Origin of the sequence: Halomicrobium katesii DSM 19301, from assembly GCF_000379085.1 — an archaeon.
Lineage (GTDB): Archaea > Halobacteriota > Halobacteria > Halobacteriales > Haloarculaceae > Halomicrobium > Halomicrobium katesii.
The window spans coordinates 1,072,659-1,094,551 of sequence record NZ_KB905378.1 but is presented as its reverse complement, the minus strand read 5'-3'; the positions used below and the strand labels follow the sequence as shown (position 1 = coordinate 1,094,551).

Genomic DNA, 21,893 nt, shown 5'->3' with positions numbered 1-21,893 from the left:
CGCGAAGATCGACCGCCACGACCTCGCAGACTTCGACGAGACGGTGATCTCCTACGACGTGGGCGGGCACAAGACCGACGGCGACCCCTACGACGCCGTCCGCGAGCGCGTCGACGCCGAGGAGTACGTGATGGTCGGCGACAGTCACGAGTCGGACGTGGTGGCCGCCCGCGAGGCCGGCTTCGTGCCGGTGCAGTACGAGGACGCCGAGACGGACCTGTTCGCGATCCTCACCGCGATGCTGTGATCACTCCTCGAAGCCGCTGACGAAGATCGCGACCGACTCGCCGATCTCGCGGCGGCGAGAGAGCCGGACCTCGTCGACCCACTTGACCCACTGGAGGCCGCGGTGTCCCGGCGCGACCAGTCGCATCGGCGCGCCGTGACCGTGCGTGAGGGAGTCGCCGTCGACGTGGGTCGCCAGCAGTGCGTCCTCGGCCTCCGAGATGGGGAGCGACCAGCGATACCCCGTCACGGAGCGAAACTGGACCCACCGGGCGGCGTCGTCCGGTTCGACCGCCGCCAACAGGTCCGCGACCGCGACGCCCTGCCAGTCGTGCTCGGAGTACCAGCCGCTGGTGCAGTCGAGGACGGCCCGCCGCTCGTCGGCACCCTCTGGGTCGTCCAGTTCGAGGTCGTCGACGCCGAACGTCGCGGGACTGCCGACCCGGCCGGTGACCGACAGGACCCACTCGTCGCTGTCGATGGGATCGGGGTCGTCGGCCATCCAGCTCGTCGGCGGGAAGGCGTTGCCCTCGTCCGTCCCGACCTCGCGAGAGCCGGTGAACCGCCGGTCTGCGCCGGCCGTATCGAGGGCGTCGTTGAGCACTCGCTGGCTCCGCCAGGTCAGGGCCGCGATGCCGGCGATGCCGGCGTACTGCAGTGCTGTGCGGCGGTCGCGGCTCGGCACGTTCCGTGGGTCGTGAAACCGATGGCGCAGGTGCAAGAGGAGGACGACCGGGACGACCAGCCCGACGCCGATGTGGAGGTTCAACAGTCCCCACGGGCCGATCGAGACCGAACCACCCAGCACCCACCACAGGCCGGTAGCGAGCGCCGCCGCGGTGACGAATGCGAGGGACAGCGAGAAGACTCTGGGAGCGGTGAGCCGATCGGGCGCGACCCGTGGCGCGACCCGGCGGAGTTTGAAGACCAGGAGGACGACCAGCCCGAGACCGGCGATCGCGTGGAGATCGAAGACCCAGGCCTGTGCGGGTCGACCTACGACGAGGCTGTAGAATCCCGTCGTGAGGATGAAGACGACGCTGGCCGCGAGGCTCCAGTCGAGGACTCGCGGGCCGGGTTCGAGCGCGGCGACCGTTCGCGCAGGGAGCCAGTCGGGCCGGCGCATACCTGCCCTTGGGACCGGATCGGTTTGTGGGTGTCGCGCGGCCCGCGAAACTCGCGGACGGTCAGTACGACGCCGCGGCGACGACCGTGCCGTTCGCGGCGCGCAGGGTGGCGGTGTCGCCGTCGTTGTTCCAGATCGGGCCGTTCCCGCGGTAGAACTCTGTGGCGGTGTCGGTCCCCGAACCGGAGTGGAGTCGGACCGAACCGTTCGCGGGCACCGTCGCGCCCGGCGGGAAGGTGTACCTGTGGCCGGCCTCGTCGGTGACCGTCCAGTTGCCGATCGCGAGCGGGTCGCCCCCGGAGTTCGAGACGACGACGGACTCGCCGTTGGGGTTCTCGCGGTCGTCGCCCGGGGCGTCGGCGACGACCCGGAGGCCGACGCCGCCAGTCGGCGTGGCGGGGTCCACACAGGCCCAGACGCCCCGCCGGGCGTCCTGTGCGTTCGCTTCGAGGTCGTAGAACCGGTCCGAGCGCGAGAACGTCGAGTCGTACACTCGCGCGTGGCCCCGCTCGACGAGCCGTTCGTTGGCGTCGACGCCGTCGACGACGAGGTACGCCAGCAGTCGGTCGTAGCGGTCCCGTCGGTCGGCTTTCGGGTCGACAGCGACGACGACCGGCACACCGCCGACGAGGGCTTCGAGGGCGCGGGTCGCGTTGCCGGCCGCCCGTTCGAGACAGGCCCGGCCGGCCGCGGTGTCGGGGACGCCCTCGAACTCCGCGGAGTTCGTCCCGCCGCGGGTCTCGGGGGTGTCGATCCCGAGCAGCCGGACGGTGTCGAACGTCCCGTCGTCGTATCGGATCTCGACGGTGTCGCCGTCGACGACGCGGGTGACCGTGGCGTTGACGGTGTCGCTCCCTGCCGGGACGGCGTCGCCGGGCGCGGCTGGCGTCTGTGGCCCGCCCGAGAGACAGCCGGCGAGGGCGGCCAGGGCCACCAGGGCGACGAGCAGTGAGCGCCGACGGTCCATCGTGTGGCCGGTGGCCGGGGAGACCCAAAGCTCTAGCGTCGGGACGAGATTGATGTGCGAGGGGGGTGCAGTGACGGACGATGCCCTCCAAGCTCCGCGACCCTCGCGTCGTCGCCGCTGTCGGTGGTATCGTCTACGCGGCCGTCGTGTTCGCGTGGCTGCGCGCGAACGGCGTGTACTGGGCGACCGACGACGTGGCCGCGACCGCCTTCGGCGTCGGTTACGCCCTCGTCGGCCTCTTCCTGATCGGTGCCGTCCCGCTGTACCTGCTCGTCCGACTGTCACTGGTCACACCGGCGGCCGCGACGCTCTGGCTGCTGGGCGATACGGTGTACCAGTGGGCCTACGGCACGCACCTCCATCCGCTCAGTTCGTACCTCGTCGTCTGGCCCCTCTTACTGGGGTTCGCACTGGTGCCCGGACTCGCCGAGGCGCTCGTCCGGTACGGGACCGATCGGTTCGTCGATCGGGGCGGACTGGGACCGCTCGTCTAGGGGACGAGTAACAGGACCACCGCGAGCGCGATGAACAGCACTTTCAGCGTCGTGTTGACGGCGATGACTTTCGAGCCGAAGTCGGCCCCCCAGATGCCGTACTGGAACGGGATCGAGCGCTTGAACGTCGAGACGGCGAAGGAGACGATCCCGCCGACGAGCATCGTCGCGACGGCCTGACGAGGGGTGAAGGTCCCGTTCTCGACGAACGGCGCGAGGACGATCGAGCCGTTGGTGGTGTCGATAGTGTAGACGGCGACGACGCCGACGGCGGCGCTCGGCAGTCCGACGGCGCTGGTGAACGCGCCGACGCTCTCGGACAGCGACGGGACCACGCCGGCCGCGCCCGACTCGCTCAGCACCGCCACGAGCGTCACCAGTGCGGGGATCTCGCGCCACGCGACCAGCACCGCAACGATCGCGTAGATGACCAGCAGGCGCGGCAGGATGTCCCGGAGCTTCTCGGCGGTCGACGCCGCCGCGTCCCGAAGCTTCTCGCGAGCGGTGCCGTGCTCCTCGGTCGGGTCCGCCACCTCGGGCATCCGGCTGCGGTCGACGTTGCGATTCGAGAGCAAGAGTGCGCCTGCGAGAATGCCAACGAGCGTGATCGCCAGCGAGATGGCCGCGCGAGCGCCGACGTACAGCAGCCCCACCCGGAGCCCGAGAATCGGGATCAGAACGGGCGCGTAGAAGGTGAAGATGTGCTGGGCGAACCCGAAGAACGTGTTGATGGTGACGGCCACCAGCGTCGCGCGGTCGTCCAGCACGCCCGACTCGCGAAACTCCGCGAGCATCCCGTAGCCCGCGGTCGGCGAGGCCGTCGTCGCCAGGATCGCGGTGCCGACCTCGCGGGGGAGGTTCGCCGGCTCGGTGAGGTACTTCGAGAGCGTCGCGATGTACTCGACGATCCCGAAGGCGACGGCGAGGTCGGCGAGGAACACGCCCAGCGCCAGCGTGACGGCGATGGTTCCCACCCGCGGGAGCACCGTCCCCCAGAGCAGATCGACGACCGGCCCGACCGACTGGAGGGCGACGTGTGACTGCACGGCGGTGCTGAGGACCTGCCGAGCAAAGGCGCGTCGGTCCCGGTCGATCACGCCACGACCCGGTAGACGCCGAACAGCACCAGCACGCCCAGCACGTCACAGACGTTGGTGACGACGGGCACGACCACGTCGTCCGGGTCCAGCCGATAGCGGTAGGCCGCGTAGGTCGTGACGACGGTGACGACGACGGCGAGCACCGACAGCACGAGGCCGCTCAGGAGCGCGATCAGGACCACGGTGGCCAGTGTGAGCCCCGTCTCGCCGACGACGGCGGTCAGCCCCCACGCGCCGGCACCGACGAGCGGAAAGACCGTCAGCGAGAGCCCGATCGTCGCGACGGCGTTGCCCGCGAGGCGGTCGTCCGTCGGCGAAAAAGAGAGCAGGCCGAGGTGAAACGCCGTCGAGAGCCGCGCGGCGAGCACGCTGCCGAGGTTCCCGCCCATCCCGATGGTCACCGGGACGAGCAAGAGCAGCGACGGCGCGGCCAGCAGCGTCTCCTCGAAGGACTCCAGGACGAGTCCGCTGACCAGTTCGATCGCGGTCAACACGCACAGCAGCGGCAGCATCGTCCGCACGATGCCGGACACCGACCACTCGGCCGACCCCTCGACCATCTCAGCCACCCCCGACGGCGAGCACGATCCGAGCGGCCACCAGCATCGTCGCGATGCCGACCACGTCGCCCGTCGTCGTCACCACCGGCCCGGCGAGCGTGTCCGGGTTGAGCCCGCGACGGTAGCCGACGACGACGACCGTGACGACGGCCACTGTCAGCAAGAGCCCGGAGAGCAGGCCGGCGATCAGCGCGATCGCGACGAGCGTCGAGAGAGCTGCCGACTCGCTACCCAGCACGCGGAGCACGACGACGCCCAGCACGGCGGCGAACCCGCTGACGAGAATGCCGTTCGCCAGCGCCGCGGCGATGGCGGCGTTGAGCCGCTCGTCGCCAAAGTCGAGCGTGGGTTCGATGACACCCTGGTGGAGCGCAGAGCCGAGCCGCGCGCCCAGCGAACCGTAGACGTTGCCCCGCGTCGCGAGCAGCGCCGGCACCAGGACCAGCAGGCCGGGAACGGCCGCGAGTTCTGCCTCCATCCCCACCAGGACGAGCCCGGCGAACAGGCCGCCGATCGCACTCAACACCAGCACCGGGAGCGTCTCCCGGTAGGCCTCCGCGGCGATCTCGCGGACCGTCATTGACGACCGAACGGTTGGGTCCAACAAAAACACCCGTGGCTCGATACAGTCGACGATCAGACGGGCGGGAGGACAGGACTGTGATTCGAGCCTTCGGTGAGGGCCGTCTCATCCACGCCACGCATCGACGCACACGTAACGGCGATCGAGAGACAGCAATTCAAGAAGCACCCAGCATCTTCACCAACAACAAAACGACAGTCAAATGTATTCTATTGAGAGTTTCTATACATTTCATTCACACACTCGATTCACCTATTGTATCTAACGTATTTGAAAAAGGCATAGAACGAAAGCACAAAATATCCCATTGAGAGAGCCATGTCGAGTTTTGGTTCGTAGAGCGAAGCCAACCCTACGACAAAGAAGCCCAGACCCACGATAATAAGTATCTTCTCACTATTCATAGCGTACATTGTATTTCCGGGAGAATATATTTAACGCCTATTCGAACCATTCTTCAAATAATTTAGTATAAGTAATATAGAAGAATTAACTAGGTGGTGTTGAGTGTTTAATATTGAATTCCAATACACTATAGGACAATGATTGGACGCTCTTGGGTAGAAGATTGTTGGTCAGTTCTCACCAGTAACTGGAAGTCACAGCAGGCAAGGGTGACGTGACCGTATCACCCGACAAACGATGATGCCAATCAAGGCGTTCGTCTCGGCGCGACGGCCTATTTCCCACGCTACTGTGCCGATCTGTGATTCGGTACGGCAGTTATCGAGTGTTTCAGAGCTTCTATGGGATAATTGCGACCGCACATTCAACGATCAGACTGGCACAATCTTCGAATACTATACGGTCGCGCTCAGAAAGTGAGTTCTCGCCGTCTACATCCACATCTGCTTGAACACGAGTCTCAGGCAGCTAGACGCAGAAATTGACGTTTCTTACAAGACGGTCCACCGGCGTGTCAGCGCTTCCTGCAAGCGCTGAACGCGCTTGCCTCAACCATACCTCGAAAGCCCCGTTAAGACCGACGAGTTCTACATGAAAGTGGGTCTCAAGGGCCACGAGTGCGACCTGTTCACGAGCGGACGTGGAACATACGCTGAGGACAAGCTCCCGACAAGCTCTTGTTCGCGTTCTACTCGTTTCTTCGGTTCAACACGAGTATCCACCAGTTGGACGCTGAACTCCCCGTTTCGTATCGGTCACTATGGCGGCGCGTCGAGCAGTTCGCCAGAACGCTCGACGCGCCAGCCATCAGCCTCGTTGGCCCGGCCGAAATCGGCGAAGTCTACGTGACTGCGGGGCTGAAGGGCCACGAGCACGATCAAGAGTCGCGCTCGCGTGGTCTGTCCACGCGTGGACGAGGATCGTACGATGGTGACAAACCACCGGTGTTCACGTTGGTCGATCGTGGCAGGGGTGAGCGCTACGTTGTCTCGGCGAAATCCGCTGACGAATCGACCGTGCGACTCCTCCTCGGCGACTGCGAGGAAGAGTCGCTAACCAGCTATACTGATGGATTTCGAGCGTACGATCCACTCGAAGACGACGAGCACTACCAGCGAGAAGCGGTCATTCACAGCGAGGGTGAATACGTGGATGGAGACGCACACGTGAATACCTGCGAGGAGTCTCCAAAGACAAACTGACGCCGTATCTCAGAGTATTCCAACTTCGCTGACGAATCCTACGCAAACCCGGTGAAGAAGCGCTCAAAGAAATCGTTCGAACCGTCCTCTGATTTACCAACAACGTGCTTCACACGAGCGTACACCGTATTTCCAAGCATTTCAGCTCCGCGGTGAAGTGTTCTGAAAACCGGGAAAAAGAGCTCAAAAATCTTCGAAACTGCGCTATGACTCACTAACAATCTCTGTCACAAGAGCCCATCATCATTGTGTGATGACTTTTCTTATTACTCAGCTTGGCCGTGTTTAGACGCTCCTCAACCGGCGAGTCACGGGCCGTTGCGGTTGATCTAAAACCTGTCCTGAGTGCCTCATCGTGTCGATCTGTTCGCGGAGCATACGCCGCAAGAGCCGATTTGTACTGCGTCTAAACAAGGCCCTCAGCTTTGAACGTTGAAGTTGGAGCGTGACATAGGCGGTAGCGAAGACGGATGATGCCGATTACGGACTTCTTGTCGTGTATGCGTGTGTTCGACGAGTTCGAGTCGCTCTCACCGGCGCAACGCTATCACGCCAAAACCTACGCCACAGGTCTTGTTGCGGCCAGCAACAAGACCGTGGCAGGTATCGCACGCGAAGTCCTTCCAGCTGGAGACAAACGCGCTCTCAACAAGTTCCTCACCGAGTACGACTGGGACGAACAGCAATTCAACCACGAACGCCTCGAAGAACTCCAAAAACACGGTGAAACGCGCTGGTCGAAGGATGGCTACATCATCCTCGACGACACGATCACCGAGAAAGCCGGGGACGACGTCCCCGGCGTCGGTCGCTTCTACGATCACGCCCAAGGCGACACTGTCTGGGGCCAAGACCTCATCTACGCCTTCTACGCTGACGACAAAACCGCCTATCCGCTCACTTTCCGCCTCTACAAAAAACAGGATGGAGACGGCCAAGACCACGACACTAAGTACGACCTCGCCCGCGATATCGTCACAGAACTCGAAGACGAGGTAGGTGTCCCGGCGGACACCTACCTCTTCGACTCGTGGTTCGCCCACAACTCCGGCCTTCCTGAACTCATCGAATCATACGACAAGGACTGGATTGGCCCGCTCCGGAGCAATCGACAGGTGACCTACGGCGGAGAAGTGATCCGCGTCGATGCGCTGGAAGAGCGCATCGACACGGTTGAGCGTAACGTTGAGGACGAAATCTACCACATCTAGACGAAGAAGCTTCCCGTCTCCCAGTTGGGAGACGTGAAGCTGGTCCTCGCTGAGAAAGAAACCGACAAAGAAGACAACGCTCATCTCGATAGATCGTAACATCAATTCTGCTGGCGACTCAGTAGCAGCCAACGATGGACGAGCAGTCAGCTCAAGTGTTCCTTCCACCGCGTGAGCGATACTTCGAGCGTCTCCGTCTCGCCCGGTTCGGCGAGACGGTGACGTGTGTTCACTGCGAGAGTGACGCGGTTGTCGACCGAGGAACGACCGGTAAGGACGCTCAGCAGTACTGGTGCAAATCCTGCGAAACCTACTTCAACGACCTCACAAAGACGATCTTCGGCCAGCATCGCTTCGATCTCGAAGAGATGTTCTATATCGTCAAGGAGATGCGATCTGAGCCGACCGCTCAGATCGCTCGTGACCTTGATCGAGACTACGAGGCTGTTCTCAACTACGTTCACAAAGTGCAGGAAGTGAGTGATAATATCGACGAATTCGACCTCTACGACGTGTGCGAAGCTGACGAGGTCTACGTCACGGCTGGTGAGAAGGGACTCGAAGATGAGGATGGGAGTCCGCGCTCGCGCGGACTCTCAAAAAGGGGCGCGGAACCTTCGAATCAGACAAACCGCCAGTGTTGACACTCGTCCGTCGGAGCGACGGACGAGTGCGATTTCTCGTCTGTAAGGATCTGCAAGAGGCCGACGAGGACATCTCTGAGTACGGCGACGGAAGCGTCATCCTCTGTACCGACGGCTACACGATCTATGAGGATATCGAGGAGACGGAGGGGGTGGACGGCCATCTGGCCGTCACCCACTCCGACACCTACGTCATCGGTGACGCCCACACAAATACCTGCGAGAACCGCCACAGCTTCCTTCGCCAGTGGCTGGCGAAGTTCAGAGGCATCTCGAAGCATCATCTCCAAAAATACCTCGGATTTCTCGCACTGAAACTCAACTCACCGGACGACTGGTTCAAGAAACTGCTGTGTTACAATGTATCGGGATGAGCGCTGATGAAATTCAGTATTCAGTTGCATCTCGCTGGATTGTCGCTTTCTAATACTGTTTCAGTTCTTGAGATATTTGGTGTCGAACGTGCTCGATCCACCGTTCATAACTGGGTTCACAAGGCCGAGCTACAGCCAGAGTCTGGCCGATCTCCGGATCAGGTTGCGGTTGACGAAACGGTGATCCGAATCGATGACGAACAGTATTGGCTGTACGCCGCCGTCGATCCAGATTCAAACGAATTGCTCCATATAAAGCTTGAGCCAACGCGTACGAACGTTATTTCTCATGCATTCTTTGCCGAGCTACGCGAGAAACACGATGTCGACGACGCCGTGTTTCTCGTCGATGGTGCGACTCCGTTGAAAGACGCGTGTTCACGGCATGGTCTCGATTTCAGATACCAAAAACATGGAAATCGGAATAGCGTCGAACGTGTCTTTCGAGAAGTAAAGCGATGAACCTCTTCGTTCTCAAACTATTTCAGTCACGTCGATCCAGATACAGCTGACGACTGGCTCAGATCCTTCAGCTTCGCATGGAATCAGCTTATCTGAACACTACCCTAGCCCCACGGCGGTGGTGAGTGACCCGGCTGGCAACGGATTTGCGGATTGGAAGCATCTGACGCTGCATTTCTTGCGGATCCACATGGACGCGAGCTACCGCGAAATCGTCGATTGGGCGAGTGAGATGGATCGCGTTCGTGGCCTGTTACAGTTGGCTCGGACCGACTTCCCGGCCCCCTCGACGCTGTGTCGATCCTTCGAACGGGTGCCGATCCGTATCTGGCGGCAACTGCTCCGTCGGTCGGCGACCCGCTGCGATCCCGGCAATCATGGGGCGCTGGATGCCACGTTTTTCGACCGTGAAGCGGCATCCAGCCACTACGTCGACCGGTCGGATCGCCACATACGCACGCTGAAAACGACGGCCCTCGTAGACACGGAGTCGTGTGCCGTCCTTGACCTCCACTGCTCGGCACACTGGCCCCACGATACACAGGTCGGCCGTCAAGTGGCGCTGCGCAATACCGCTGAAATCGAGAGTCTCGCCGGTGACAAAGGCTACGACGATCAGTCACTGCGGGACGCACTGCGTTCCGAAGGCGTCCGGCCGGTCATCAGACACCGCTTGTTCGCGCACTACGATCACGCCCACAACGCACGGTTGGACAGCGATCTCTACGGGCAGCGATGGATGGCCGAGACCGCATTCTCGGCCATCAAGCGCCGATTTGGTCCGCTGTCGGGCCGAGCGCGTGGTACCGCGAATTCCGAGAACTGGTGCTGACCGTCGCCGTCTACAACCTCGAACAAGCCATCAAGGAGTGATCGCTACGCCATCCCTGGATTCAACAAGGCAGAGTGTTCGTATTCCAGAAACAATGTTCGAACCAGAACACATCCTCCGAGTGAGATCTCACCAGCGCGAGCGGGTGGCCCGGGTCACGTGCCGTCGGCGTCTCGGTCTGTAAACGCCAGACGGGTCGTCTCCCCCGCTTCGCTGCACCAGCCGTGCAGCGTTCCGGTTCGCTACTGCTCGATTTCGTCGTCCTCGAACACGAACGTCCCGTCCTCCTGTACGCGCTCGCCGTCCACCTCGATGTACGAGTCCTCGCTCATGTCCACGATCATGTCGACGTGGACGGCGCTGTCGTTTTGCTCGTTGTCTTCGCCGACGGTGTCGTCGTACGCGCGGCCGACGGCCATGTGGACGGTGTCGCCCATCTTCTCGTCGAACAGCATGTTGTAGGTGAACTGGTCGATGTCGCGGTTCATCCCGATCCCGAGTTCGCCGAGTCGGCGCGCGCCCGCGTCGGTGTCGAGCACTTCCGTCAGCACGTCCTCGTTTTTCGACGCGCTGTGGTCGACGACCTCGCCGTCCTCGAACGTGAGGTATGCGTCCGTCACTTCTCGGCCCTGGTGGTACAGGGGCTTGTCGAACAGGACCTCGCCCTCGACGCTGTCGGCGACGGGGGCGGTAAAGACCTCGCCGCCGGGGAGGTTGCGCTCGCCGTAGTCGTTGAGCGTCGGGTTGCCGGTGACGCTCATCGTCACGTCGGTGGTGTCGCCCGAGACGATCCGGACCTCGTCGGCGGGGTCGAGGATGTCGACCATCTGGGACTGGTGTTCGCGGACGGCGTCCCAGTCCTTGTTGACCGCGTCCCAGACGAAGTTCTCGTAGCCCTCCGTGCTGAGCTGGGCCAGCTGGGCGTTGGTCTGGGCGGGGTACTGGGTGAGACACCACCGCTTCGAGAGGCGTTCGTCGAGCAGCGGCTGCTGGGCCTGCTGGTAGGCCGCGGTCGTCTCGGGGTCGACGTCGCTGGTCTCGGTGGCGTTGCCGCCGCCGCGGATGGCGATGTACACGTCCATCTCGTCGTACAGCGCCTGGACGTGTGCCGGCGTCTCGAAGTCGCCGTCGTGGTTGCGCAGGTACGCGCGTCGGAAGCGAGCACCGAGGCGGTCCTGGACGGTGAGTGGGTTCGCGCCGCGGTCGCCGATCACCTCGTGGAGCGCCGTCACGAGGTCCGCCGCGTCGGGATGGGCGTCGATGACGACGTCGTCACCGGCCTGCAACTCGACGGAGTGGTCTGCGACGATCTCTGCGTGTTCGCGGACACGTGGGTCCATGTCGACAGCCACTGAGTGCGTGAACTAACCAGTTTCGTCTACTTGCGCTGGCTCTCTTTGATCCCTTGTTTGAACCCCGTCACCGTTCGGCGAACCATCAGGTAGACGAAAAAGACCAACAGGAGCAGGACCGCCAGTATCGCGTACACTTCCCAACCGGGCATGGCCGGCCGTTGTAGCCGGCCGAACAAAGTCGTTTCGGCACGTCCGGAAATCGGGCCGCTCGACCGGTTTTCGCGTCTGTAAAATAGCTCTTTGATGTATGGTAAAGACTCATACGCTCGTAGTACGTACCCAGAGTGCATGTCACTGCTCCCCTCGAAAGATCCCGCAGTCACCGACGCGGACCCTCGGGTGATCTCGGTCGACAGTGATGACGCCGACGACGTGCTCTCGGCGTTGTCGGCGGCGACCGCCCGGAAGTTGCTCGCGGAGATACACGAGGAGCCGGCCCCGCCTGGCGAGCTCGCCGACCGCGTCGACACCTCCCTCCAGAACGCCCAGTACCACCTGGAGAAGCTGGAAACGGCCGGTGCGGTAGAAGTCGCCGACACGGCCTACTCCGAGAAGGGACGAGAGATGGACGTGTACGCACCTGCAGACCAGCCGCTGGTCATCTGTGCGGGCGACGAACAGGAGACCTCGGGGCTGCGCAGCGCGGTGACCAGTCTGCTCGGCGGGGTCGCCGTCGTGGGGGTCCTCAGCCTGTTCGTCCAAGAACTGCTGGGTCGATCGCTGCTGGGAAGCGGCGTCCAGGAGGGGAGTGCCGGCACGGGACAGCCGGGGAGCAGCTATCTGCCGTCCGGTTCTACCGGGAGCGTGACAGAGAGCGCGGGACAGGTCGCGGCCGACGGCGGCACCGTCGCACAGAGTGGTGCACAGGCGGCTGTAAACGCCGTTCCACCGGGTGCAGCGTTTTTCGCGGGCGGCTGTGTCGTCCTCCTCGCGATGTTCGCAGTCTGGCACTTCGGTCGGTGAAACTATCGCTTGACCCACCTTCGGAGGTCTGTCAAACGGCTCTTTGTCTTACCGTCGCCTCTTTTTACCTCAGGTGTGTACTCCTGACTGCGTTGGCCCACCGCAGTACGGGCCGTGACCAGACTGACACACGATCCGTCGACGCTGGTGAGTCCAGATTCACTGGCACACCTCCGTTATCGTCGTTCCGTCGGGCTCGTACAGCGTTACTCGCAACTCGCTTCCAGTGTCCACCACTTCTGCGTGTGCAGGGCGATACCGCCGTGGATCGGCGTAGCTCCCCGGGTTGATCAGCAACGGGCCGAGCGAGGTCGACAGTTCCGGCCGGTGTGAGTGGCCGGCGATCACCACGTCTGCAGCCTCTTGACGAGCCAGCAGTGACAGCGCCGTCTCGCTGTGCTCGTGTCCGTGGACGACGACGAACCGCCGGTCGTGCCACTCGACGGTCGCAACGCTTGGCAGTCGTTCGCGCAGTGGGGCCGTCTCGTTGTTGCCCTGGACGGCCACCAGTGTCTCGGCCTCGGCCGCGATGGCCTCGTAGACCTGTTCGGTCGTGAAGTCACCGGCGTGAACGACGACCTCGGCCTCGCGGACGGCGTCGAGCGTCCGACCGGTGAGTCGGTGGTCGTCGGTACCGTGCGTGTCCGAGATGATCGCGAGCATATCGCTGTTCCGTTCCAGAAACACTTAGTTGGGGCCGCCAGAGCGCGTAGACAATGGCTGGAAGCAAGTCGGTCGTCCTCGCGGCGTTGATCGCGAACGGTGCGATCGCGATCCTGAAGTTCGGTGGCTTTCTCCTGACCGGGAGCGCGGCGATGCTGTCGGAAACGTACCACAGCATCTCCGATACCGGGAACCAGGTGTTCCTGTTGATCGGCATTCGCTTCAGCGGACGGAGCGCCGACCAGCAACACCCCTTCGGCTACGGCAAGTCACAGTTCTTCTACAGCTTCCTCGTCTCGGTGTTCCTCTTCGGGATCGCCGGCTGGGAGAGCGCCAAACACGGTTACAGTCAGCTCACCGGCGGCGGCCACGGCGGCGGACAGCACGCGGGAGAAACGGTCGATTTCCTCTTTCTGAGCTACACGCCGCCAGGGTGGCTGGATCCAGTCTGGGTCAACTACACCGTCCTGATCGGAGCCTTCGTCTTCGAGACGTGGGCGCTGTACAAGGCCCGCGCCGAGATGAAGCGCCAGATGGACGACCACGACTGGACCAGCTACCGGGAGGCGTTCCGCAAGACCAGCGACGTGACCACGCTGACGGCCCTGACCGAGGACACCATCGCGCTGCTGGGGATCGTGATCGCGCTGACCGGCATCACGCTCGAACAGCTCACCGGCAACGCCGTCTTCGACCAGCTCTCCGCACTGCTGATCGGGCTCATGCTGATGGGGTTCGCGCTGGCGCTGGCCTGGGAGAACAAGCGGCTCATCCTCGGCGAGAGCCTCCAGCCCGACGTCGAGAAGGAACTGCGCGGGATCGTCACCGCACATTCGGGCGTCGACTCGCTCGTCGACTTCCGGACGGTGTACTTCGGGCCACGGAACGTGCTGGTGACCGCAGACGTGCAGTTCGAGGACGGACTGGAGACAGACGAGATGGACGCGCAGATCACGGCCATCGAGGAGGAGCTCCGGGCAGCTGAACCCGACATCGGGAAAGTCTACGTCGAGCCCGAACGCTGAGACGCGACCGCATTCGTTCCGAGCCGAACCCTTTTGCCCGATAGCGGCCAAGAGAGTGACGTGGCGACGACCGACGACGACTATCTGCGTTTCTTCCCCTACGAGGAGCCCTACGACCACCAGCGCGAGGCGATGGGCGGCATCTACGACGCGCTGACCGACGGTCGTGACGTGCTCTTCGAGGGGGCCTGCGGGACCGGCAAGACGCTGGCCTCGCTGGTGCCGGCACTGGAGTACGCTCGGCAGGCAGACAAGACTGTCGTCATCACGACCAACGTCCACCAGCAGATGCGTCAGTTCGTCGCGGACGCCCGCGCGATCACCGCCCAGGAGTCGATCCGCGCGGTCGTCTTCCGTGGCAAGGGGTCGATGTGTCACATCGACGTCGACTACGAGGAGTGTCAGGCGCTCCGCGATACCACCCGAGACCTGGTCGACAAGGAGCGCGAACGGGCCGAGCTGGAACGCCAGGAGAGCGAGCTGCTCGACCAGGCCACCGAAGGCCCCAGCGACGGCGGGAACCAGGAGAACGCGCTAGAGGCCCGCAACGCCGTCATGGACGAACTCCAGGCGGTCGAAGAAGACCTCGAAGAGCTACAGACGGACGCGACGATCTGCGATCACTACTACCGGAACCTCACCGTGGACACGACCGAGTTCTACGCCTGGCTGTACGAAGACGTTCGCACGCCCGACGACGTGTACGAGTACGCCCACGACCGCGGGCTCTGTGGCTACGAACTGCTCAAGGAGGGCATCGAAGGCGTCGATCTGGTCGTCTGTAACTACCACCACCTGCTCGATCCGATGATCCGCGAACAGTTCTTTCGGTGGCTCGGCCGGGACCCGGAGGACGTGGTCGCCGTCTTCGACGAGGCCCACAACGTCGAGAACGCCGCCCGCGACCACGCTCGCCGGACCCTCACCGAGACGACCGTCGAGAGCGCCATCGACGAACTGGCCGAGAGCGAGGAGGGAGCGTCGGGCGGCGAAAGCGCGAGAAGCGAGGCCGCTCACAACGTGCTCGCGACCTTCCTGCGGGCCCTGCGGACGACCTACGACGAGGCGTTCGGCTTCGGCGAGCGCGAGCAGGTCGAGGACCACTGGTACGACCTCTCGATCGCCAACGACGACCGCCGAGACGAGCTGACACTCGCTTTCCTCCAGGAGTACAGCGGCCCAGGCTTCCACGAGGAGTTAGAGCAGGCGCTGGAACTGGGCCGAGAGCTGGACCAGCAGTACGAGGAGGCGTTCAAGCAGGGCGACCTCGATACGCGCAAGGAGTGTCAGACCCTGCAGGCGGCCCAGTTCCTCTCGGTGTGGCTCGAAGAGAGCGACGATCTCGGGCAGTACCCCGTGGTGAGTGTCCGACGCCGGGAAGAGAGTGGCGACATCTACGGTCGGGCGGAGCTGTACACCTGCATCCCCTCGAACGTGACCGGGGACCTCTTCTCGGATTTGCACGCGTCGGTGCTGATGAGCGCGACGTTGCGACCCTTCGACGTGACCCAGGACGTGCTCGGACTGGCCGACGCCGAGGCAATGGCCTACGGCGAGCAGTTCCCCGAGGAACGCCGACGGACCTACGCCGTCGACGGCCCCGCGCTGTTTTCCAGCGAACGCGACGATCCGTCGACCCAGGACGCCGTCGCTGGCGTGCTGGAAGACGCCGCCCAGATGACGCCCGGGAACACGCTCGCCTTCTTCCCGAGCTACGCCGAGGCCGAACGATACCACGAGCGAGTCGACGTAGACGGGAAGCAGTACCTCGACGAGCCCGGAACGCAGGCCCGCGACCTCAGAGACTCGTTCGTCGATCGGGACGACGCGCTCCTGTGTACGTCGCTGTGGGGCACACTCGGCGAGGGCGTGAGCTACGACGGCGACGACGCCCGGACCGTCGTCGTGGTCGGCGTCCCCTACCCCCACCTCGACGACCGGATGGACGCCGTCCAGAACGCCTACGCGATGAGTTTCGGCGACGACGAAGAGGCGGGCTGGCACTACGCCGTCGAGATCCCGACGATCCGCAAGACCAGGCAAGCGCTTGGCCGCGTGGTCCGCTCGCCCGAGGACTTCGGCGTCCGCATCCTGCTGGATCGGCGCTACACCGAGGCCGCCGAGATGGAGATGCACGACTACGCGGTGCGGGGAACCTTCCCGCCGGAGGAGCGCGCGGAGATGATCGATATCGATCCCGAGAAGCTCAAGTTCGCGATGCTGAACTTCTACCAGGACGTGGACGGCTACGACGGGCCACCGCCGACGCCGTAGCCCGTCGCGACCGAACCCGTCGATCCGCGACCGCTCCACTCGAAACCGGACCCTTTGAAACCCTCCGCGAGAAACCGTCTGCCAATGCTAGTCGCCTTCGACTTCGACGGGACGCTCTCCGACTCGGAGATGACCGTCCTGCTGGGCAATCAGAACGACACGGCCGAGGACATGGCCGAGATCACCGAGCGGGCGATGAACGACGAGATCGAGTACGCGGAGAGCCTCTACCAGCGGTGTGCCCTGTTGGAGGGAATGGACGACGAGACGGCACAGGCGGCGTTCGAGCGGGTCGAGCTTCGCCCCGGCGCGGCCGACGTGATCGAGGCCCTGCGCGAAGCGGGCGTCTACGTCTGTATCCTCACCGGCGGCTTCGAACGCGGCGTCGAGGCTGCACTCGAAGCCGAGGGGGTAGAGGTCGACGCGATCGTCGCCAACCGCCTGCCCGTCGCCGACGGGAAACTCACCGGCGCAGTCGAGGGGCCGCTCATCGAGGGCACCAAGGACGACGCCTTAGACATCGTGACGACGGTCGTCGGCGAGGACCGCGACGACACGATCGCCGTCGGCGACGGAGCAAACGACCTCCCGATGCTGGAAGTGGCGGGACTGGCCGTCGGCTTCGACCCGAAGCCCGCGGTCGCCCCCTCGTGTGACACCATCGTCGAGACGATGGCCGAGCTGTCCGACCTGCTGGAAGGCGAGAGCGTGCTGTAGTCGTTTGGTATCGCTTCAAAGTCGGTGGCGACCCCATCCACTGGTATGACGATTCTCTCGTCGGTCTCACCGGGAGTGGCGCTACTGATCACCTTCGGCGTCGTCGCCGGGATGCTCGCGACCAGAGCGATGGACGTGGTGATGGCTCGCCTGCCAGAGGGTGAGACGCCGCCGTTCGTCGCGTCGGGCGTCCTGACCGAGCAGGACCCCGACACCGCGCCGAAGCGCCTCGCCGCCGTCGTCCACCACGTCGCGGGCTGGCTCACCGGGCCGCTATACGTGACGCTACTGTTGCTCGTCGGGAACGTCCTCGGCGACGGCGTGGTGACGTACCTGCTGACCGCGGTCGTCCTGCTCGTCCTAATGGTCGTGTTCTTCGCCGTCGTCGTCCTCCCGCGCCCGGGCTTGGCCCGCCAGCGGGTGCGGACGATCACCCGTGACTGGGCCGTCTCGGCGGCGGCGTATCTGCTCGTGTTGGTGCCGCTGGTGGCCGGCGCGGCGGGCGTGCTGAGTGGCCTCTAGCGCGTCGCCCGCTCGATCGCCTGATCGAGGTCTGCGATGATGTCGTCGGCCGACTCCAGACCCACGGAGAGCCGAACGAGGTCGTTCGTGACGCCGGCGGCCTGCTTCTCCTCGTCGGTGAGTTGCTGGTGAGTCGTGCTGGCGGGGTGGATGATCAGCGTCTTCGCGTCGCCGACGTTTGCCAGCAGCGAGGCGATCTCTGTCGACTCGACGGTGCCCCGGGCCGCGTCGTAGCCGTCTTCCAGTCCGAACGTGATCATCCCACCGTAGCCACCGTCTAAGTACTCGCTGGCGTTGTCGTGGGTCTCGTGGTCGTCGAGTCCGGGGTAGGTGACCCACGAGACCTCGGGGTGGTCGGCCAGGTGCTCGGCGACGGCCATCGCGTTCTCGCAGTGGCGTTCCATCCGCACGGGCAGGGTTTCGAGGCCCTGGATCGTCTGCCAGGCGTCGAAGGGGGACTGCTGGTTGCCCATGTCGCGCAGTCCGCGAGCGATGGCGGCGTAGGTGAGCCCCGCCGGGCCGAACGTCTCGTCGAAGTTGATCCCGTGGTAGGCGGGGTTGTCCTGGGCGATCTCCGGGTACTTCTCGGCGTGCTCGTTCCACGGGAAGCTCCCGCCGTCGACGAGGACGCCGCCGACGGTGGTGCCGTGGCCGTGGATCCACTTGGTCGTGGAGTTCCAGACGATGTCGGCCCCGTGCTCGATCGGGTTCGAGAGGTACGGCGTCGCGAAGGTGTTGTCGACGAACAGCGGGACGCCGTTGTCGTGGGCGATGTCGGCCAGTCGCTCGAAGTCCGGTGTCACCAGCGACGGATTGCCGATGGTCTCGCAGTGGACGTAGGCCGTGTCCTCGTCGATGGCCTCCTCGTAGGCCTCGTAGTCCAGCGTGTCGACGAAGCGGGCCTCGACGCCGTTGCGCGGTGCGGTGTGAGTGAAGTACGTGTACGTGCCGCCGTACAGCGAGGACGCCGTGACGATGTTGTCACCGGCGTCGGCGAGCAGGAACGTCGCGAGGTTCAGCGCCGCCATCCCCGAAGCGGTCGCGACCGCACCGACCCCGCCTTCGAGTGCAGCGATACGTTCCTGTAACATGCCCGTGGTCGGGTTCATCAGCCGCGAGTAGATGTGACCGGGCTTTTCGAGGCCGAACTGTGCCGCCGCGTCCTCGGCGTCCTCGAAGACGTAGGAGGTCGTCTGGTAGATCGGGGGTGCGCGCGCTCGTGCGTGCGACTCCGGTTCTTCCTGTCCCACGTGCAGTGCGTCGGTCTCGAATCCGCGGTCGTCGTCGCTCATACGTTTGCACGTCTGCCCAGTTCGTCTTAAGTCCCGGTGACAGCGGTAGATCCCGCTCGCTGTCCGGGATAGCGGCGGTATTTCGGATGGACGGCGAACGCGTTCAACTCGGGAAAGAAGGCTACGTGAACTACCGAACCATCTCGAATCCCGGCTGTCGTGTGAGTCCAGCGTAGACGACCGGAGACACCGCTAGCAGGACCGCACCACCAGTGACGAGGATGAGGCCCGCTCTCTTTCTCGCAGGTTCTCCCGTTCGATACCACGAGATGCCGAGATACAGTAACGCGATCCCGATCACGGGCACCAGATACAGGAAGTACGCGGCAACGAGGATACACGCCACAAGCACGACAGTCGCCTGTACCGCGTTGTGTTCCCGAAGCCCTGCCAGTTCGAACATAGATATCGATTGGATTGAACGATGGTTAAATATAGGTTCCGCATCTGATCATCAGTTGAAATTACTGGAGGCGGTCGAGGCAATCACAGTACCGACTCGAATTATCAGCAAATTTAGTAAAAGGTAACAGTCATCAAGAGAACTTCCGGACGGTCATATCCAGCGTATCCAGATCCAGAATCGGCGCGAACCCGGCGTCGGGATCAATGTTGACGCTCTTCTGGAAGTCCGTCTGGGCCTGCCAGCACCCGGAGTTGATCGCCAGCACATTGTGGTACTTCCCCCACCCGAGCTTGTGGACGTGGCCGGTGTGGAACACGTCCGGCACTTCCTCCATGACGAGGTAGTCCCGGTCTTCCGGTGCGAGTCGGGTGTGACCGCCGTACTGGGGCGCGACGTGGCGCTTTTTCAGGAGCTGGTACATCGCCCTGTGTGGCTCGTCGTAGCTGGCCTTCTCGTCGGGCAACTCCGCGATGACCTCGTCCAGCGAGACGCCGTGGTACATCAGGACCGTGACGCCCTCGATCGTCACGAGGGCGGGGTTCGAGTGGACCTGGGCGTCGTGGGCCGTCATGATGTCCCGAAGCTCCTCGTCGAAAGCCGGCTGGGGCTCGGCGAGGCGGACGGCGTCGTGGTTGCCGGGGATCATCCGGATCTCGATGTCGCCGGGGATCTCCTTGAGGTACTCGCTGAAGCGCTCGTACTGCTCGTAGATGTCGACCACGTCGAGTTCATCGTCCTGGTCGGGATAGACGCCGACCCCCTCGACCATGTCGCCGGCCAACAGCAGGTACTCGACGTTGGCGGCTTCTTCGGTGTGGAGCCAGTCTGCAAAGCGGTGCCAGGCGTCGGCCATGAACTCCTGGCTGCCGACGTGGACGTCCGAGATCAGCGCCGCCTGAACCGGCCGGTCGGCCGTCGAGGGGTCGTGCGTCCGTGGGATGTCGGGGAAGTGCAGGGAGTCGACGAAGAGAATCCCGCCGTCGTCGGCCAGCGTCCCGTCGACGGCGATCACCTCGTCGTACAGCAGTTCCTGCACGAGGTCGGCGATGGCGCGGTCTTTCATCACCAGACACGGGAACGTGCCGTTGGTGTCTTCGAGTTCGATCAGCCAGTGACCGCTGGCCGTCGAGCGGATGTCCGAGACCATCCCGACGATGGCCGCTTCCTCGCCGCCGCTCATCCGTTCGAGCGCGTTCGTGGGACGGTGGTTCACGCGCCCGCGCAGTTGCTTCGAGAGCTTCTCGTAGCGGTCCCGGAAGACGGAGACGAAATCCGAGTACTCGCCCGTTCCGGTCGACTGACCGGTCATGTCGTTGTGGACCTCGATCGATCGCTGGTCGGGATCGGACGAGCGGACCGAGCGAGCCGTCGAAGACCCCTCCGTTTCGACTGGAGTCGACCCGCCGGAATCGGTCGACGAGGTGGGGCCAGTTCCAGTCGAAACAGAGGGGTCCGTGTCCGCCGGGTTCGTCGTGTCGGCCGGACGCGTCTCGTTCCCGGATCGGCCACCGTCGGCGTCGTGCTCGCTCTCCAGGGCCGTTCGAACGTGATCGGCCGAGAGGACGAGCGTGTCCTCGGGAATCGTTTCCAGTGCACGGTCGAGAGCCACGTCCGGATCGGAGGCGTCGGCGAGCAGCGTCACCGCCTCGCGTTCGGCGTTGTAGCCACGGCTGGCGAGTTCGCTCACGAGTCGGGCCGGCGTCTCCAGGGGCACACAGACAGCTAGGCACCAGTCGAGAAAAGGCTAGCGAACTCCGAGACAGAAGGTTGATACGTCGTTTCCACGCACTCTACGACGATGAGCGAGCCACGCGGTCCGAACCCGCCCGACGACGACCAACCGGGCGGGCTCGTCTACCTGTTCGATCTCGTCAGCAGTGCCGGCGCAGTCGTCGCGGTCGGCCTGTTGCTGTTCGCGATCAGCGGCGTGTGGCCGCCGCTGGTCGCGATCGAGTCCGGAAGTATGGAACCACACATCGACACCGGCGACCTCGTCTTCGTCATGGATGAGGACCGGTTCGCCGGAGACGGTGCCTACGTCGACACCGGCGTCGTGCCCGCGAACCGCGGCGCTGACACCGGCTACAGGTCGTTCCAGAACGACGGCGACGTGATCGTCTTCCGGCCCGACGGCGACAGTGCGAGGACACCGGTGATACACCGAGCGATGTTCTGGGTCAACGAGAGCGAGAACTGGTACGACAAGGCGGATCCCGCCTACATCGACGCCGACAGCTGCGAGGAACTGCGCAACTGCCCGGCCGACTCGGCCGGCTTCGTGACGAAAGGCGACAACAACGCCGGCTACGACCAGGTCAACGGGCTGCCGAGCTGTGGCCCCGGTGCCTGCGATCCGGTCCGAAAGTCCTGGGTCGTCGGGACCGCCGAGACGAGAGTGCCACTACTGGGCAACATCCGGCTCCAGCTCCAGCGAGCGCTGGCCTGATCGTCGGGAGACGAGCGAGTCGGCGGTGTTCTCGCGCCTGTAGAG

At 63.8% G+C, this 21,893-nt stretch carries 21 protein-coding genes and 5 pseudogenes; 14 read left to right on the top strand and 12 right to left on the bottom strand.

Going from position 1 to position 21,893, the window contains the following annotated elements; all coding sequences use genetic code 11:
* Nucleotides 1-7: 7 nt before the first annotated feature.
* Nucleotides 8-247 carry an HAD-IA family hydrolase gene (locus tag HALKA_RS21835; RefSeq protein ID WP_080505794.1) on the top strand — a complete coding sequence of 80 codons (240 nt, stop codon included), beginning with the start codon at nucleotides 8-10 and terminating at the stop codon, nucleotides 245-247.
* Here HALKA_RS21835 and HALKA_RS0105795 read toward each other — a convergent pair whose 3' ends face one another.
* Both HALKA_RS0105795 and HALKA_RS0105790 read right to left on the bottom strand, forming a co-directional pair.
* Nucleotides 248-1,351 (bottom strand): molybdopterin-dependent oxidoreductase, encoded by a 1,104-nt coding sequence (locus HALKA_RS0105795; RefSeq protein ID WP_018257088.1) that lies wholly within the window; start codon nucleotides 1,349-1,351, stop codon nucleotides 248-250. It lies immediately after the preceding gene.
* 61 nt (nucleotides 1,352-1,412) lie between these two features.
* Entirely contained in the window at nucleotides 1,413-2,318 is a 906-nt protein-coding gene (locus HALKA_RS0105790; RefSeq protein ID WP_018257087.1) for a lamin tail domain-containing protein, read from the bottom strand.
* A gap of 80 nt (nucleotides 2,319-2,398) precedes the next feature.
* Here HALKA_RS0105790 and HALKA_RS0105785 point away from each other — a divergent pair, with 80 nt between their 5' ends.
* Nucleotides 2,399-2,812 (top strand): hypothetical protein, encoded by a 414-nt coding sequence (locus HALKA_RS0105785; protein WP_018257086.1) that lies wholly within the window; start codon nucleotides 2,399-2,401, stop codon nucleotides 2,810-2,812.
* On the opposite strand, the gene HALKA_RS0105780 is transcribed toward HALKA_RS0105785, so the two are convergent.
* The 4 genes from HALKA_RS0105780 to HALKA_RS20800 form a co-directional block, all read right to left on the bottom strand.
* On the bottom strand, nucleotides 2,809-3,858 hold the full coding sequence (locus HALKA_RS0105780) for a nucleoside recognition protein (protein WP_026190178.1): 1,050 nt from the start codon (nucleotides 3,856-3,858) through the stop codon (nucleotides 2,809-2,811). The genes HALKA_RS0105785 and HALKA_RS0105780 overlap by 4 nt on opposite strands.
* Nucleotides 3,859-3,905: 47 nt before the next feature.
* Nucleotides 3,906-4,472 (bottom strand): magnesium transporter, encoded by a 567-nt coding sequence (locus tag HALKA_RS0105775; RefSeq protein ID WP_026190177.1) that lies wholly within the window; start codon nucleotides 4,470-4,472, stop codon nucleotides 3,906-3,908.
* A gap of 1 nt (nucleotide 4,473) precedes the next feature.
* On the bottom strand, nucleotides 4,474-5,052 hold the full coding sequence (locus tag HALKA_RS0105770; protein ID WP_018257083.1) for a magnesium transporter: 579 nt from the start codon (nucleotides 5,050-5,052) through the stop codon (nucleotides 4,474-4,476).
* Between the two features lie 251 nt (nucleotides 5,053-5,303).
* On the bottom strand, nucleotides 5,304-5,459 hold the full coding sequence (locus HALKA_RS20800) for a hypothetical protein (RefSeq protein ID WP_018257082.1): 156 nt from the start codon (nucleotides 5,457-5,459) through the stop codon (nucleotides 5,304-5,306).
* A gap of 238 nt (nucleotides 5,460-5,697) precedes the next feature.
* On the opposite strand from HALKA_RS20800, the pseudogene HALKA_RS21830 reads away from it, so the two are divergent.
* The 6 genes and pseudogenes from HALKA_RS21830 to HALKA_RS19150 all read left to right on the top strand — a co-directional run.
* A pseudogene (locus HALKA_RS21830) lies at nucleotides 5,698-6,129 on the top strand (IS1595 family transposase); the annotation flags it as partial.
* A 2-nt stretch (nucleotides 6,130-6,131) separates the two neighbouring features.
* Nucleotides 6,132-6,694, top strand: a pseudogene (locus HALKA_RS19160) (IS1595 family transposase); the annotation flags it as partial.
* A 438-nt stretch (nucleotides 6,695-7,132) separates the two neighbouring features.
* Nucleotides 7,133-7,948, top strand: a pseudogene (locus HALKA_RS19155) (IS701 family transposase); the annotation flags it as partial.
* A 59-nt stretch (nucleotides 7,949-8,007) separates the two neighbouring features.
* Nucleotides 8,008-8,891, top strand: a protein-coding gene (locus tag HALKA_RS20225; protein ID WP_155119368.1) for an IS1595 family transposase whose coding sequence is annotated in 2 segments (ribosomal slippage) — nucleotides 8,008-8,470 and nucleotides 8,470-8,891 — 885 coding nt in all. Because the reading frame shifts where the segments join, the coding sequence is not laid out codon by codon here.
* Nucleotides 8,892-8,894: 3 nt separating this feature from the next.
* Nucleotides 8,895-9,449 (top strand): annotated as a pseudogene (locus HALKA_RS20220) (IS6 family transposase); the annotation flags it as partial.
* Nucleotides 9,400-10,226 (top strand): annotated as a pseudogene (locus tag HALKA_RS19150) (IS5 family transposase). The pseudogenes HALKA_RS20220 and HALKA_RS19150, both read left to right, overlap by 50 nt.
* A 201-nt stretch (nucleotides 10,227-10,427) precedes the next feature.
* Here the strand turns inward: HALKA_RS19150 and HALKA_RS0105735 are convergent.
* Together HALKA_RS0105735 and HALKA_RS22100 are read right to left on the bottom strand one after the other, a co-directional pair.
* On the bottom strand, nucleotides 10,428-11,525 hold the full coding sequence (locus HALKA_RS0105735; RefSeq protein WP_018257078.1) for an aminopeptidase: 1,098 nt from the start codon (nucleotides 11,523-11,525) through the stop codon (nucleotides 10,428-10,430).
* A 38-nt stretch (nucleotides 11,526-11,563) separates the two neighbouring features.
* Entirely contained in the window at nucleotides 11,564-11,689 is a 126-nt protein-coding gene (locus tag HALKA_RS22100; RefSeq protein ID WP_018257077.1) for a DUF7859 family protein, read from the bottom strand.
* Between the two features lie 139 nt (nucleotides 11,690-11,828).
* On the opposite strand from HALKA_RS22100, the gene HALKA_RS0105725 reads away from it, so the two are divergent.
* The gene (locus tag HALKA_RS0105725) at nucleotides 11,829-12,503 is read left to right on the top strand and encodes an ArsR/SmtB family transcription factor (RefSeq protein ID WP_018257076.1); all 675 of its coding nucleotides are present in this window, start codon (nucleotides 11,829-11,831) and stop codon (nucleotides 12,501-12,503) included.
* Between the two features lie 159 nt (nucleotides 12,504-12,662).
* Here the strand turns inward: HALKA_RS0105725 and HALKA_RS0105720 are convergent, their stop codons facing one another.
* Nucleotides 12,663-13,166 carry a metallophosphoesterase gene (locus HALKA_RS0105720; protein ID WP_018257075.1) on the bottom strand — a complete coding sequence of 168 codons (504 nt, stop codon included), beginning with the start codon at nucleotides 13,164-13,166 and terminating at the stop codon, nucleotides 12,663-12,665.
* 53 nt (nucleotides 13,167-13,219) lie between these two features.
* Here HALKA_RS0105720 and HALKA_RS0105715 point away from each other — a divergent pair, with 53 nt between their 5' ends.
* From HALKA_RS0105715 to HALKA_RS0105700, 4 genes are all read left to right on the top strand, one after another.
* Entirely contained in the window at nucleotides 13,220-14,191 is a 972-nt protein-coding gene (locus HALKA_RS0105715) for a cation diffusion facilitator family transporter (RefSeq protein WP_018257074.1), read from the top strand.
* Nucleotides 14,192-14,251: 60 nt separating this feature from the next.
* On the top strand, nucleotides 14,252-16,465 hold the full coding sequence (locus HALKA_RS0105710; RefSeq protein WP_018257073.1) for an ATP-dependent DNA helicase: 2,214 nt from the start codon (nucleotides 14,252-14,254) through the stop codon (nucleotides 16,463-16,465).
* 84 nt (nucleotides 16,466-16,549) lie between these two features.
* Nucleotides 16,550-17,182 (top strand): phosphoserine phosphatase SerB, encoded by a 633-nt coding sequence (serB, locus tag HALKA_RS0105705; protein WP_018257072.1) that lies wholly within the window; start codon nucleotides 16,550-16,552, stop codon nucleotides 17,180-17,182.
* 45 nt (nucleotides 17,183-17,227) lie between these two features.
* Nucleotides 17,228-17,704, top strand: a complete 477-nt coding sequence (locus HALKA_RS0105700; RefSeq protein WP_018257071.1) for a hypothetical protein — start codon at nucleotides 17,228-17,230, stop codon at nucleotides 17,702-17,704.
* Here HALKA_RS0105700 and HALKA_RS0105695 read toward each other — a convergent pair.
* From HALKA_RS0105695 to HALKA_RS0105685, 3 genes are all read right to left on the bottom strand, one after another.
* The gene (locus HALKA_RS0105695; RefSeq protein WP_018257070.1) at nucleotides 17,701-18,996 is read right to left on the bottom strand and encodes an O-acetylhomoserine aminocarboxypropyltransferase/cysteine synthase family protein; all 1,296 of its coding nucleotides are present in this window, start codon (nucleotides 18,994-18,996) and stop codon (nucleotides 17,701-17,703) included. The genes HALKA_RS0105700 and HALKA_RS0105695 overlap by 4 nt on opposite strands.
* 130 nt (nucleotides 18,997-19,126) lie before the next feature.
* On the bottom strand, nucleotides 19,127-19,399 hold the full coding sequence (locus HALKA_RS0105690; RefSeq protein ID WP_018257069.1) for a hypothetical protein: 273 nt from the start codon (nucleotides 19,397-19,399) through the stop codon (nucleotides 19,127-19,129).
* A 133-nt stretch (nucleotides 19,400-19,532) separates the two neighbouring features.
* The gene (locus tag HALKA_RS0105685) at nucleotides 19,533-21,116 is read right to left on the bottom strand and encodes a DNA-directed DNA polymerase II small subunit (RefSeq protein ID WP_018257068.1); all 1,584 of its coding nucleotides are present in this window, start codon (nucleotides 21,114-21,116) and stop codon (nucleotides 19,533-19,535) included.
* 84 nt (nucleotides 21,117-21,200) lie between these two features.
* Here HALKA_RS0105685 and HALKA_RS0105680 point away from each other — a divergent pair, with 84 nt between their 5' ends.
* Entirely contained in the window at nucleotides 21,201-21,848 is a 648-nt protein-coding gene (locus tag HALKA_RS0105680) for a S24/S26 family peptidase (RefSeq protein ID WP_018257067.1), read from the top strand.
* Nucleotides 21,849-21,893 lie beyond the last annotated feature (45 nt).